The sequence below is a fragment of the Providencia sp. PROV200 genome, from assembly GCF_049901995.1.
GTDB classification, from domain to species: Bacteria; Pseudomonadota; Gammaproteobacteria; order Enterobacterales; family Enterobacteriaceae; genus Providencia; species Providencia rettgeri_E.
Genome location: NZ_CP096307.1, coordinates 2,715,708 through 2,729,212, shown reverse-complemented (window position 1 = coordinate 2,729,212; position 13,505 = coordinate 2,715,708). Strand labels below are relative to the sequence as shown.

General features: G+C 38.9%; 10 protein-coding genes. 4 read left to right on the top strand and 6 right to left on the bottom strand.

Annotation, left to right across the window (positions count from 1 at the left end; genetic code table 11):
- The first annotated feature begins 31 nt into the window (after nt 1-31).
- A complete protein-coding gene (locus M1E86_RS12455; protein ID WP_319863664.1) occupies nt 32-2,608 on the top strand; it encodes a calcium-binding protein in 2,577 nt (858 codons plus the stop codon).
- Between the two features lie 122 nt (nt 2,609-2,730).
- On the opposite strand, the gene M1E86_RS12450 is transcribed toward M1E86_RS12455, so the two are convergent.
- The 4 genes from M1E86_RS12450 to M1E86_RS12435 form a co-directional block, all read right to left on the bottom strand.
- Nucleotides 2,731-3,378 (bottom strand): 3-keto-L-gulonate-6-phosphate decarboxylase UlaD, encoded by a 648-nt coding sequence (locus tag M1E86_RS12450; protein WP_125892234.1) that lies wholly within the window; start codon nt 3,376-3,378, stop codon nt 2,731-2,733.
- Entirely contained in the window at nt 3,375-4,205 is an 831-nt protein-coding gene (locus M1E86_RS12445; protein WP_213913162.1) for a Cof-type HAD-IIB family hydrolase, read from the bottom strand. Before M1E86_RS12445 ends, M1E86_RS12450 begins: the two co-directional genes overlap by 4 nt.
- A gap of 49 nt (nt 4,206-4,254) precedes the next feature.
- Nucleotides 4,255-4,722, bottom strand: a complete 468-nt coding sequence (locus tag M1E86_RS12440) for a PTS sugar transporter subunit IIA (RefSeq protein ID WP_213913234.1) — start codon at nt 4,720-4,722, stop codon at nt 4,255-4,257.
- Nucleotides 4,723-4,793: 71 nt separating this feature from the next.
- Nucleotides 4,794-6,548, bottom strand: coding sequence for a PTS ascorbate-specific subunit IIBC (locus tag M1E86_RS12435; protein ID WP_213913163.1), 1,755 nt, complete (start codon nt 6,546-6,548; stop codon nt 4,794-4,796).
- A 402-nt stretch (nt 6,549-6,950) separates the two neighbouring features.
- Between M1E86_RS12435 and ulaR the strand changes: the two genes are divergently transcribed.
- From ulaR to M1E86_RS12420, 3 genes are all read left to right on the top strand, one after another.
- Complete coding sequence (ulaR, locus tag M1E86_RS12430) at nt 6,951-7,706, top strand: HTH-type transcriptional regulator UlaR (protein ID WP_125892228.1); 756 nt, start codon at nt 6,951-6,953, stop codon at nt 7,704-7,706.
- A 115-nt stretch (nt 7,707-7,821) separates the two neighbouring features.
- Nucleotides 7,822-8,889 (top strand): L-ascorbate 6-phosphate lactonase, encoded by a 1,068-nt coding sequence (ulaG, locus tag M1E86_RS12425; protein WP_213913164.1) that lies wholly within the window; start codon nt 7,822-7,824, stop codon nt 8,887-8,889.
- A gap of 360 nt (nt 8,890-9,249) precedes the next feature.
- Nucleotides 9,250-10,122, top strand: coding sequence for a DMT family transporter (locus M1E86_RS12420; RefSeq protein WP_213913165.1), 873 nt, complete (start codon nt 9,250-9,252; stop codon nt 10,120-10,122).
- Nucleotides 10,123-10,268: 146 nt separating this feature from the next.
- Here M1E86_RS12420 and fbpC read toward each other — a convergent pair whose 3' ends face one another.
- Both fbpC and M1E86_RS12410 read right to left on the bottom strand, forming a co-directional pair.
- Nucleotides 10,269-11,309, bottom strand: coding sequence for a ferric ABC transporter ATP-binding protein (gene fbpC, locus M1E86_RS12415; RefSeq protein WP_125892221.1), 1,041 nt, complete (start codon nt 11,307-11,309; stop codon nt 10,269-10,271).
- Between the two features lie 16 nt (nt 11,310-11,325).
- Nucleotides 11,326-13,404 (bottom strand): ABC transporter permease, encoded by a 2,079-nt coding sequence (locus tag M1E86_RS12410; RefSeq protein WP_125892219.1) that lies wholly within the window; start codon nt 13,402-13,404, stop codon nt 11,326-11,328.
- Nucleotides 13,405-13,505 lie beyond the last annotated feature (101 nt).

The window sequence follows — 13,505 nt, the reverse complement described above, 5'->3', positions numbered from 1 at the left end:
TTATATTCATGGCAATTTTAAGCGAGTTAATATGGATGCTATAAATAAATTAAAGATGGGAATGTCTTTCGAAAATGAAATTGATGCTTCAAATTACATTGATAAAAAATCAATATATATTAATTTAATGAAAAATGATCTTCATTTAAGTAAAGTGAAAGGGCATGAAATTAAATTGGCGAAGACTAAAAATGTTGTTTTTTCAGGGAGTATAAAATCAAATTTATTTATAAAAGGGAATAAAGAAAATAATGTATTAGATGCAGGTGAGATGAAAGCCTCGATGAATGGATATGATGGAAACGATCATCTTATTTTTCGGTCGGGGGTTGCGCGAGGTGGAGATGGCGATGATAGTTATTATCTGCGCCGTTATCAATGGACGAATATTAAAAACAAAAAAATAACTAAATTAAATGCAAGAATTGTTGAAACAACAAAAAGCCAGAGTGACGTTCACTTAGGTTATACGCTAAAGGAGATCGTTAATGTAAGGGTAGTGGATAATGACCTTGTATTAACAATTAAAACAAAATCGCCTTATAAAACCACAGATGTTTTAGAGTTGAATTTAACATTAAAAAATGTTTATCAGAACTCACCAGATGGAAAAGTATTAAAACATCATTATCAACTATATACACATGATGGTTTCAGCTTAATACCTACGCCAATGAATCATGGAAATAAGACGAATTTTGATAAGATTTATGAGATTAGCTATTTTCAAGATAAAGATCACCTTAAAAGGCGAACTGAGAATGATAAAGTCATAATCAATCAAGAAATGAAAAATATGATTATTAATAATCAGGGGTATTCATCTCCAATATGGGGTTATTTTAATCCTAATGGGAATATTAAAAACTTAACGTACACAGGTAGTCATCGTGATGATAACTTAACTATGGTAAATAGAAATAGCTATATTATAGCAACAAAAGGGGATGATATTTATCAATTAAAACCGGGGGGGCTTGAACAATCGGAATTGACCATCGACCTTAGTAATATGAAAGGAAGAGATGGGCGCGATAATAGTATTTTTATAAAATTATTTGATGAATATGGAAAACAGTTACGTACAGGTGGTCAGTCAATATATTTTTCCAATATGTTTAATGATAAAAAATTGAATATCAAATTTATAGGCTATGAAAATACAGAATTCCAACATATATATGTAAAGGATGCGAATGATAATCTATTTAAGATAAATCTAAAGAAAGAAGGGCATGAAATAGTTACTGAAAAAAGACCCGATTTATTGACTCAACAATCTGATGAACTTTACCATAGAAGAGGAGAGACTTATCAAAATGCGATTATTGATGCATTAGATGGCGATGATATAATCTATAACTATAGTTATTTGGGTGTGATTGCTAATGGTGGAAATGGTAACGATAAAATCACTGCTCATGAAGGAATGAATGTTTTATATGGTGGTGCTGGGAATGATTTTGTCGAGGGTAGTATACAAGGGGATTTATTATTATCAGACTTAGGCAATGATACCTTAAATGGCAATGATGGTAATGACCACTATATTGTGGATGGTTCTAAAGGCCGTGGGATAACAGTTATTAATGATAACAATGGGATTAATAATATTCATTTAATGCATTTTAATGAGACATATAAAGAAATAGAAGAAAGTGGTGTACGGTATCAAGTTTTTACGTCAGTTTCAAAACTACGCGAGGTGAAAATAAAAAAAATATCTTCAGATGAAATAAATAAAAATCATATTCACCATTATCATAGGCTCCCTGATAATATTCCAAATGATGTCAAAGAAAGTATGAGCCACATGGTCAGGTATCTGGCGGAGCATAAGCAATATTGGCAAAGAGAATCGCCATTATTACCATGGCAGCCGATGTTTGCTTTTAAAGGCTTTTTCGAAAACTCGAAGCACGCAATAATGGATTTATCTTTACCGGAGGTCCATATTAAAAAGGATTCAAAACCTTCTCAGTTAGTTATGCAATTCACAGGTCATCAACAAAAAATTATAGATGAAAGCCAACATGGACGAGTATTTAAAGCCAATATGGGCACAGGAAGTTTATCTATGACGCACAGTAAAGCTGGCCATAATGTCTTGTATGCAGAGGAAGGCAATATTGATTTATACGGTGGTGCTGGAAATGATGTACTTATCGCTAATGGCCATAGTGGGCTGTTGAGTGACCAAGAAGGGGAAAATATATTTATTGTTAATGGGGAGTTCAGCGGGTCGAGTGTTATTCGTCACTACAATGATAAAGATAGGATACACTTAATTAGCTTTAATAGAATACCGGAAATAATAGAACCTGATAACCAAACTGAAACAGTTCACTATATTTATAGCTCTGAGTCCGGTTATAAGCTCACACTTATCCAACACAAAAATAGTCAAGAGCCAGTCATTATTCATCATAATGTATTACCAGGAGCCCGAAAGTACACAACAGCGCAAAAACTTGAGTATTTAGTGAATACTTTAGCAGAAATGCGGTTGCAAGATGAATATATGAGTGGTGGAATTGATGATGTTGAAAAAATAAAGAGTCATTGGCAACCGACTCAACTTGTCAATAATTTTTTATCAAAAAGATAAGTATAAAAGAATATTAAGTGCATGATCGACTCGTTTTAACCTGATAGAACGAAGACAAGACGAAACCCTAACCTATTGATGTTATTAGGTTAGGGTGAGTATAGTGACTTAATTAAAGCTTATTAATTCCAAAAACGGTCAATCTGCTCTCTTAGTGCTTCTGCCGTTTTTTTGCCTTTCTCACCGACTAATGCACGGCCTGCAATAAAGGCTTTCGCTTTGATACCGCTAAATAGATGAAGGTCTTCAGGGACTATTCCGCCAGTAATTGAGAGCGCTAACCCTAAATCAGACAGTTTACGCATTTTTTCGATATCTTCATTTGCCCAGCCAATACCAGCAAGTTCGGCATCGCGAGAACGGTGATAAATCGCTTGTGAAATCCCAAGTTCGACCCAATTTTTGGCATCTTCAAACGTCCAATTACCATAGATTTCAATTTGGATTTCACGATTAAATTCATCGGCAACCTTTTTACAGGCAGCAATCGTGGCAATATGTGCTGCGGCTGAAACAGTGATCCAATCTGCACCTGCCTCAAATGCCATTTTCGACAAAATGGCTCCACCGTCGGTGGTTTTCATATCACAAACCAGAATGTGGTTGGGGTATTTTTGACGTAAAGTCGCGACCGCATTCATGCCTTCTGCAAAGGCTAAGATAGTACCCACTTCAATGATATCGACAAAAGTGTGTACATTTTCAGCCACTTCGAGGGCTGCGGGTAAGTTGGTTTGGTCTAAAGCAATTTGGATCAAAGGCTTTGTCATTGTGATTGTCCTAAAATATTTTCATGTATGAGACGCGCAAGGCCATCACCATTGTTATCTGTCGCACAAACAAAATCCGCATGGGATTTCACGGTGTCATCTGCATTTTTCATTGCAACGCCTAAGCCTGCTAGCTCAATCATGGAGATATCGTTGTGATTATCACCAACAGCAATAACTTGGTTTGAGTCATAACCCAGTGTGTTGAGATATTCAGCTAAACGCGTTCCTTTGTTATTGCCTTTTGCAGCAAAGTCGAAACGGTTTGACCATGATTTTTCTGCATTAAAAGTGTGTTTTATCCAAGGCAAGTTTAAGAAGCGCTCTAATGTAGCGGGTTCACCTTCGACGACAAACTTCCAAATATAGTCAGCGTGCTGGACTTGTTCTTCAAATGAATCAATGCGATAAATTTTTGGCGGATGTGCCATGGCTGGGTTGTTAGCCCATTGCTCCATCGCGCTCATGTAATCGATAGGATCGATTTTTGAATACACCATGGCATCGGTGATGTACATCACCATTTTTAGTTTGTCCTGTTGCGCCAGTTCAATAAAAGTAAGCGCATTCTCTTTGGTAAGGGCATTGTGCGTGATAACTTTTTCATTTTGGTAATCATAGATATAAGTACCATTGCAACAAATAATTGGCGTGGTTAAACCAAGCTCATCATAATAGGGGCGGGCCGCGGTGTGGTGGCGCCCTGTGACTATCATGATATGGCATTGCTTTGCTGCTTCATGGATCGCTTGTTTGACTGCGGGATGGATAGTGTGTTCTTGGGTTAAAACGGTGCCATCTAAGTCAAGCGCTAATACTTTATACATGGTTGATTACCTCTATCGCTAATTAATGATTCTTTTTATTATCATTAAATTAGCATAATGCTTGATCAATAACCTGATAAACATCATCAATGGTGCGGCAGCGACGTAATTTATCAAGGTCGACACCGGTTTCACTGTCCTCATCATCGAGGACGCGAGTCACTTCCATCAAGCCTTCCATATGTTCATCTGATGAACTACCCGCTAAGGTGATCAGTACATCAACGGGTTCATCTTCGCCCTCAAAAATAATCGGTTTTTCTAGTGTGACTAAAGCAAAGGCGGTTTTTAGTACACCATCTTCAGGCCTAGCGTGGGGAAGGGCCAAGTTAGGCGCGATGCAAATATAAGGGCCGAGCTTTTCGACGCTGCTGATGATTGCCGCATGATAGCTGGGTTTGATGGCACCCGAAGCGATGAGCAGGTCTGTACCTATTTTGATAGCATCACGCCAGTTATCAGCGGATGCTTGCAGCTGTATTGAATGATTGTCGATTAGTGATTGTTTAAATCCCATCATTGCGTTCCTATTTTTAATGTTAAGGAAGTCGATACCGTCGTGAGCGATATCGATCCCTATGACTTAGGCTATTTATTTCCGATAAAATTGGTATGTATGATATCGAGTAGTTCATCACCGAAGGAGTTGGGGTTGAGCATATTTTGTACGCCAAGAATAAACTTACCCTCACCTGGATCCATTTCTGAGCTTAAATGCTTAGAAGAGACAATAATATCAGTCGCTGTTAATTTCGATTTATAGTCAGATACTGCGCAAGAATCCATGATGTGTGGGATCCCTTTTTTCTCAAGATACTGGCCAATTTTCATTTTCATCATCATGGACGAGCCTTGCCCATTACCGCAGACAGCTAAAATACGTACGGGTTTAGTACTATGATGTTCAATAGGGGCTGTTTCGGTTTCTTCGCTAGTATTAACGACCGGTTCGCTTGTGCTCTGGGCATCTTCTTCGGCCCGTAATTTCTTCGCTGCAAAATACATATAGACAACGGCTAAGGCGACAACCACAAAGAAGAACATTTTAGAGAACGACAACCCTTGCATAATGACAGGGAAGGCGAGTGCCCAGTCGGCCATACCCATCCAACCACTGAAGTCAGTGCCTTGGCTGTTAATTAAGCTAATTGCCCAAGCAGAACCCAATACTTCGATGACCCCCATCACAAAACACACTTTCATGACCGCTTTCCAACCGCCAAAGTGGTTTGCAAAGATACCGATAGTGGCATTGGAGAAAAACATTGGGATAAAACCGGGGATAATCATAATTGGCGAGTTAAATGCCAACATACCCAGAACGGCAACAAATTGCCCAATCGCCCCCCACATAAAGCCAAATACCATGGCATTAGGGGAGAATGCATAGATTGCTGCACAATCGATGGCGAGCACTGCGTTAGGAATGACTCGCTCGGAAATTCCTTTAAAGGCCTCAGAAAGCTCGGCAACAAACATTCGCACGCCAGTGACAATGATTTGGATAGCGACAGCAAATTTTAGACCGGTTTCAATAATATAAATGGTCCAGTGGGTAGTCCCTGCCATGGTTTGTAGGTTGGGGATACCAAAGGAAATTAAGATCACACCAAAGAATAAGGTCATTACAATGGCGGTGGCGGAAATGCTGTCATGGAAGATATGTAACCATTTCGGCAGTTTTAAGTTATCAACGCTATCTTTTTTATCGCCGAGTTTAGGTGCGACTTTCGTGGCTATCCAAGAGGCAAATTGTTGCTGGTGGCCGATAGAAAAACCTGCTCCTCCCGTGACTTCTTGTGTTGGCTTGAACATAATATTGGAGGAAATCCCCCAATACAGTGCCATTAAAACTGAGGAATATAGAATAGTTTCCCACATGCTTGAACCGAGAACAAAATAGAAAACCGCGATCAAGCCTGCTTGTTGAAACATAATATGCCCCGTCAACATTATGGTACGAATACCCGTCACGCGGCGAAAAAGGACTAAAAGAATGTTAAGGGCGAGGGCTAATAAAACGGTATAGCCCACCCAAGAGTAGTTATCACCCATCGCTTCCATTGTCGCCATCATTGACGTATATGGGTCAATAACTGAGCCTGTCAGCCCGTGGTATTCAGACATTTTTTCAATGACGGGTTTAAAGCTGGAAACTAAGGTACTAGCCCCCACGCCGACTAGCATAAAACCAACAATTGTTTTGATTGTACCCTTGAGAATGGTCGTGCCATCGCGCTTTAATAGCCAATAACCAATAAATGTGACTAAGCCTAATAATAGAGGCGCTTTTGTCATTACTTGGCTGTAAAAAATATAGAAAGCGTCGTATAAAAAATCCATATTTTTACCTCTAATCAAATTGTATTTGTAATTTATCTGGGTCAGAGATGATTCATATTGATCGTATCTGGTGTTATTGCGATATAATCATTTAAAGCGTTTAAACAGTCTCGCAAAAATCAAATGTGATCATACATAATCACGAATTGCTCTTTTATGATTGTTTGCATTTGTCTGTTTTTTTACCAGTAAAAAAATAAATAAATGGCGACCTGATCACGTAAAATTTAAATTATCTATATGTATCAATGGGTTTGTTTTATTTGTGTCAAATGTTGTGTTTTTGCATGTGTAAAGGTTGACAACATTAGATGAGATAAATAGAATCAAAACTAATCACCGATAATCATTTTGAATCATTTATCATCATGGTGGTGATTATTAACAAATAAGGCGATGATTATGAATGAAGTGCAAAGACACAATGAAATATTGTCGTTATTGGAAACACATCGAGTGATCAATGTTTCTCATATTACTGAAAAATTTAGTGTGTCGCCTGCAACTGCTCGTCGTGATATTTCAAAGTTAGATGAGCAAGGTAAATTGCGAAAAGTCCGTAATGGTGCTGAACGTATTGAAAACAAAAAACGTAAGTGGACACCATTAAATATTAACAGTACAGAGCACTATGAAGAAAAATCAGAAATCGCGATTAAAGCCGCGGAACTTTGTCTTCCGGGGGAAAGTGCTGTTATTAACTGTGGTTCAACCGCGTTTATGTTAGGGCAACAATTGTGCGGGAAAAACGTGCAAATTGTGACGAATTATTTTCCATTAGCGAGTTATTTGATTGACCAAGACCATGATGACGTCATTTTAATCGGTGGGCAGTATAACAAAGCACAAAACATTTTTTTGAATCCTGCTTTGAACACGTTAATGGGCTATGCCGGTAACTGGATGTTTACTTCAGGTAAAGGATTAACGGAGGCCGGTTTATACAAAGCTGACATGTTAACCGCGGTAGCAGAACAGCAAATGCTTGACCAAATTGATAAATTAGTCGTTGTTGTAGACAGTTCCAAAGTGGGTCATCGAACCGGAATGCTATTTTGCCCAGCGAATAAGATAGATGTTCTTATCACTGGGAAGAATGCCAACGCTGAAGTTATCAAAGCGATTGCCGCACAGGGCACGCGAGTGATACTGGTGTAATTTCGTCGAATAGCTGACTTTTTAAATTTACACAAATTCTGCCGCTATGCCTTAATTTCTCGATTAAGGCATCAGGCTCCCTACGTCTAAAATTCTGGAAAAAGGTATTATTACTATGAGCAAAGTAAATGAAATCACACGTGAATCTTGGATTTTAAGTACGTTTCCTGAGTGGGGAACGTGGCTAAATGAAGAAATTGAAAAAACGATTGTTGAACCTAATACCTTTTCAATGTGGTGGCTAGGGTGCACAGGAATTTGGTTAAAAAGTGAGGGAAACACCAATGTTTGTATCGATTTTTGGTGTGGAACAGGGAAAAAAACGCAAAAGAATCCACTCATGAATAAGCAACACCAAATGATGCGTATGGGTGGTGTTGAAGCGCTACAACCTAACTTACGTACTGCGATTTTTCCTTTAGATCCGTTTGCCATTAAAGAGGTTGATGCGATTTTAGCGTCCCATGACCATGCTGACCATATTGATGTCAACGTTGCTGCTGCGGTTATGCAAAACTGCGGTGATCACGTTAAATTTATAGGTCCACAAGCTTGCGTGGATTTATGGACTAAGTGGGGCGTACCCGCAGAGCGCTGTGTGGTCGCCAAAGTGGGGGATGTGATTGATATCGGTGATATGAAAATCCGTGTATTAGATTCATTCGACCGTACTGCGTTAGTGACATTGCCACAGGGCGTTTCTTCTTATGATAAGCAAATTTTAGATGGTATGGATTCACGTGCAGTGAATTACCTGATTGAAACCACTGGTGGTTCTCTGTATCACTCTGGTGACTCGCATTATTCAAACTATTATGCAGCTCATGGTAACCGTTACAATATTGATGTGGCATTGCTTTCTTATGGTGAGAACCCACGTGGTGTGACCGATAAAATGACGTCATCCGATATTTTACGTGCAGCAGAGTCATTGGATTGCGAACGTGTTATTCCATTCCACCATGATATTTGGGCGAACTTCCAAAACGACCCACGTGAAATTGAAGTCTTGTGGAATATGAAAAAAGAGCGTCTGCAATATAAATTTGCGCCGTTCTTCTGGCAAGTAGGTGGAAAATACACTTATCCAACGGATAAAGGCCGTATGCATTATCAACATTTCCGCGGCTTTAGTGATATTTTCAAAAATGAACCTGAATTGCCCTATAAAGCGTTTTTATAATTAATCTTGCTATTAAAAGCAGCGTTTAAGAAAACTTAGGCGCTGTTTTTTTATTGCATTTAGAAATATACATTCAAATAATATGCATTACCAATATGTTTATTATCTATGTGGTGTTATTTTTTATTAATCGACTGGTGTTGACTACCTTAATTTAATATTTTCTAATGATAGCGCTATCAATTTAGATAACTTATGTGATTAAATTAAATTTATTAGAGGTAGAAATATGAAGAATGAAATAATATTGCATGACTTAATGTTTTAATTTTTGATACAAAAAAAGGAAAATCCCACATTTCGTTTCCACAGTGACATCTAATAAAACAAATAAGAGAATAGCATTAGTTGTGAGGTATAATGAAGAAAATTAAAATACTTCTTTGTGCTATTTTAATATCATTCATATGGGGGAGTGCATTTCCTATATCAAAATTAGCGATTGACCAAGTAGGTGTCTGGGCTTTTAGAATTTACTCACTAATTATTTCAGTTATTTTTTTGTGTTTTGCTTTTTTCTTTTTTAGTCGATGTCGGTTTAATTTTCGGGATTTTGTAAAAAGTATCCCACTTGGTTTTTTAAATGTTTTTTTAGTTCCTATATTAAATAGTTTGGCGTTAAAGTATACAGAAGCGGTAAAGGCATCTGTACTTGTTTATACAATGCCAGTAATGGCAACAGTTATATTGGGTGTAATGAATAAATATATTGAAGCTAAGTCAGTATTTGTATCTTTGTTATGCATTAGTGGTATTTTTATCTTTATATCACCAGTTGGTATAAGTATTGGTGAAATGATAATTTTATTAAGTGCATTTATGTGGGCACTAGGAACTATTTTATCTGAAAAAATCACCATAAAAACAAATCTAACTTCAAAAGTATTTTATCAAAATATAGTCTCATTTATTTTTCTTGTTTTATTAATTCCATTTTTAAATGTTGATTTAAACATATTGAGTAATATACATTCTGAATTTTTTATGAGTGTATATATACCAATTATCTATATAGGGATAGCTAATGGCGTGATTGTTTATGTTCTTTGGTATTATATGATAGGGTATGGTGACGCAAAGCTTTCATCATACTCAATTCTTATTTCACCAATCATTAGTGTGATGATTTCATCCTATCTTTTAGATGAGTCAATGACAATTTCGATGATAATCGGTATGTTATTTATTTTGTTAAGTATGTTAATTGTACTTTCAGAAAAAAATAAAAATTGATATTGAAGTCACCGATAATATACTTCTAGTGATTATTTTCTTATGAAGCACATTCCCCCTCCACCCTTATGGGGGAATGTGCTATTCACAATGCTAAGTTTTCCTTGTTATCTAATGACATTTAGTATTATTCAAAGAGTGGGATCTTACTCAAGAATAAACATGCCGTATGGGTGGATCTGCAAATAAAGGTTTTCCCCAACAGAAGGTTGTAATTGAGTGGCATTGATTTGCAGCAACATTGATTGATCATGCCAATCAACAGTAACCTCATATTGAGGCCCCATATAAGCAACATGAGTCACTGTACAGCGTTGGCTGTCTTCACCTTGTAAACTCAGCGTGATGGCTTCAGGACGAACCCCCACAGTCACTGCGGTTTTATCAGTCACAAACTGTTCTGGGCGTGGTAAGCGATAATTGAAAATATCCACAGAATCCGTACTGAGCGTTGCAGGGAAAATATTCGCATCGCCCATAAAGCTCGCCATAAATTTTGAAGCTGGCTGGCGGTAGAGCTCTTGCGGTGAGCCTAGCTGCATGATTTTCCCTTTATTCATGACCAACACCATATCCGAAACCGCAAAGGCCTCGCTTTGGTCATGGGTAACATACAAAGAGGTGATATTAAACTGTTGCTGCAATTCACGGATTTTTTCACGCATGCTACGACGTAAATTTGCATCTAAGTTACTCAATGGCTCATCAAATAACAGGACTTTGGGTTTAAGGATCAATGCACGAGCCAAAGCGACACGTTGTTGCTGTCCCCCAGAAATTTGGTCGACAAAGCGGTCAGCAAAACCGGCTAAATCCACTAATTCTAATGCCTCGTCAACTCGCTTTTTGATTTCGGCTTTGGGTAATCCTAACATTTTTAAGCCATAACCCACGTTGTCCCCCAAGGACATATGGGGGAACAGGGCATAGGATTGGAAAACCATACAGATATCGCGTTGTTGAATGGAACGGTCAGTTACATCTTCACCGTCAATAAACATACGGCCTTCCGTGGGTTTTTCTAAACCAGCCACTAAGCGTAATACGGTGGTTTTACCGCAACCTGATGGGCCGAGTAGGGTCACCATGCTACCTTGCGGAATGGAAAGACTTAAATCATCGATGACGGTATTGTTGCCAAAGCGTTTAGTCACATTTTTTAGTTCAACAAAATGATGTTGTGTCATGTCAGTTACTCCGTGATTACTCTGCATTTTTGGCTTTGGAACGTGAAACACGGGCTTCGCCAATCAAATAGTCAAATAAGAAAATAATTGCCAACATTACGACAATCAGGATTGAGCCATAGGCAATGGCAACGCCATATTCACCGTCTTCGACACGGTTTAAGATATAGGCCGTTGCGACGCGAGTATCTGGTGTAACCAAGAACACAATCGCACTGACCGTGGTGATTGCACGGACAAAGCTATAAATCAGGGCCGAGAGAATAGCTGGGCGCAGCAATGGCAATAGGATAAAGAAGATGGTACGCATTGAACCCGCTCGTAAGCTGAGTGACGCTTCATCCAATGATTTATCAATTTGGCCTAAACCTGCGATACCCGCACGGATCCCGACAGGAACATTTCGCATAGTCATCGAAATAATAACGATAGCGGCTGTTCCCGTTAAATAGAACGGTGAGTCGTTAAAGGCTAAAATGTATGACACACCTGCCACGGTACCCGGAACCGCAAAGCACAGCATTGTCGTGAATTCGATGGTCTTTTTACCACGGAAGTCTTGGCGAACCACGATATAGGCAATCAGTAAACCAAGGATCGCAGTAATAGGTGCGGCAATACCCGCGTACAGAAGGGTATCCAACAATGACGGCCATGCCCCATCGCTCATGCCTTGACCAAATAATTTAATAAAGTTATCAAAGGTTAAGGTGTAGTCAACGCCCCAGTTAACAGTGAAACTGCCGTAGAAAATACTGCCGTATAACAAGACGTTAAATGCAACCCAAATGGCTAAAAACGTTGTTACAGTGGCAATTAATGACGTTGGTAACGGCTGGACATCACCACGGTAAGATTTCCCTGACACGGTGACGTAGGAGCGTTTGCCTATCCACATATACTGAACGCAGAATACTAATAATGAGAACACTAATAGTGACGCCCCCAAGGTACTAGCGGCTTGATAGTCCAGCTGTGAACCGGTGATATAGAAGTAAATTTGCGTTGCGAGTACGTCGAAGTTACCGCCTAAAACCAGCGGATTACTAAAGTCAGCCAATGATTGCACGATAACGATTAAAAATGCGTTTGCCAAAGCAGGTTTCAGTAATGGCATAAATACATTAAAGAATGTCTGGTAGCGGTTGGCTCGTAAAGTATAAGACGCTTCTTCTAAAGATGGGTGAATGGTTTTAATCGCACCATCTAAAATCATGAATGACATTGGTGTGAAAGCGAGAACTTGCGCTAACCAAATGCCTGTAAAGCCATACAGCCAGTTGGTATTTTCAAGGCCCATATAGGCCGCAAGGAATTCAGTAATATACCCTGAGCGCCCCATCATTAAGGTGACTCCGAGACCAACGACAAATGGTGGAGTGACGATAGGCAAAATCGAAAAAACACGGCCAATAATCGCAGAGCGTTTAGCAATACGCGTGGTATAAATGGCTAAAATTAAACCAAAGAAAGTACAGCCAGCCCCTACTGCTAACGATAAAAATACTGAGTTAATAATAACTTGGACAATATGAGATTGTGTCAAAATTGCCACAAAGGCGAATGGCGCAAAGTCGCCATTTCCATCCGTAAACATCGGAATGAAAATAGCGACACTTGGGAACACAATAAACAGGGTTATCAACGCAACGACGGTGATCAGTGAGCCAATAACAAACTGGTCTCCACCGAGCCATTCAAGGCGAGTTAACGCCAATGTCATCACCATTCCCAAGGCGATAAATAGCACAATAGCGGAGTAACCTAACCCTTTTCCTTCAAAGTAGGAGGTTAAGATCACCAGTGCGGCGGTGATAACAGCTACGCTAATATCAAAGTAATGGCGTGTTTTGTGATAACGATCCGCTGGTGTTAACGGGCGAATAAATAAAATGGAAGGTAATAAATACCAAAGCCAGCTAATGTTTAGGCTACTCCAACCATAGGCCGCTATGATTTCGTCTTGTGTTGAATCAAGTACGCCATAATCTAGGCTCCAAGAAGGTAGTAGTGCGAAACCTAGCCAAGCAATCAGCAGCCAAAAAAAGATACTATCCTTTTTGGTTGGGGTCGATAAGGTTAGGGTTTGAGACATAGTTCCCCCTAAGCTCGTCATATTTTGCATTGTTACGGAGTGGGTTTCACTCTGCCACACCATAACAATACGCATAACTCGAAGCTTAATTAAATTAATTT

Excerpts from the sequence above, each read along its gene's own strand:
- fbpC (WP_125892221.1), bottom strand. The coding sequence starts at position 11,309 with ATGACACAACATCATTTTGTTGAACTAAAAAATGTGACTAAACGCTTT.
- M1E86_RS12410 (WP_125892219.1), bottom strand. The coding sequence starts at position 13,404 with ATGTCTCAAACCCTAACCTTATCGACCCCAACCAAAAAGGATAGTATC.
- M1E86_RS12450 (WP_125892234.1), bottom strand. The coding sequence starts at position 3,378 with ATGACAAAGCCTTTGATCCAAATTGCTTTAGACCAAACCAACTTACCC.
- M1E86_RS12435 (WP_213913163.1), bottom strand. The coding sequence starts at position 6,548 with ATGGATTTTTTATACGACGCTTTCTATATTTTTTACAGCCAAGTAATG.
- ulaG (WP_213913164.1), top strand. The coding sequence starts at position 7,822 with ATGAGCAAAGTAAATGAAATCACACGTGAATCTTGGATTTTAAGTACG.
- M1E86_RS12440 (WP_213913234.1), bottom strand. The coding sequence starts at position 4,722 with ATGGGATTTAAACAATCACTAATCGACAATCATTCAATACAGCTGCAA.
- ulaR (WP_125892228.1), top strand. The coding sequence starts at position 6,951 with ATGAATGAAGTGCAAAGACACAATGAAATATTGTCGTTATTGGAAACA.
- M1E86_RS12445 (WP_213913162.1), bottom strand. The coding sequence starts at position 4,205 with ATGTATAAAGTATTAGCGCTTGACTTAGATGGCACCGTTTTAACCCAA.
- M1E86_RS12420 (WP_213913165.1), top strand. The coding sequence starts at position 9,250 with ATGAAGAAAATTAAAATACTTCTTTGTGCTATTTTAATATCATTCATA.
- M1E86_RS12455 (WP_319863664.1), top strand. The coding sequence starts at position 32 with ATGGATGCTATAAATAAATTAAAGATGGGAATGTCTTTCGAAAATGAA.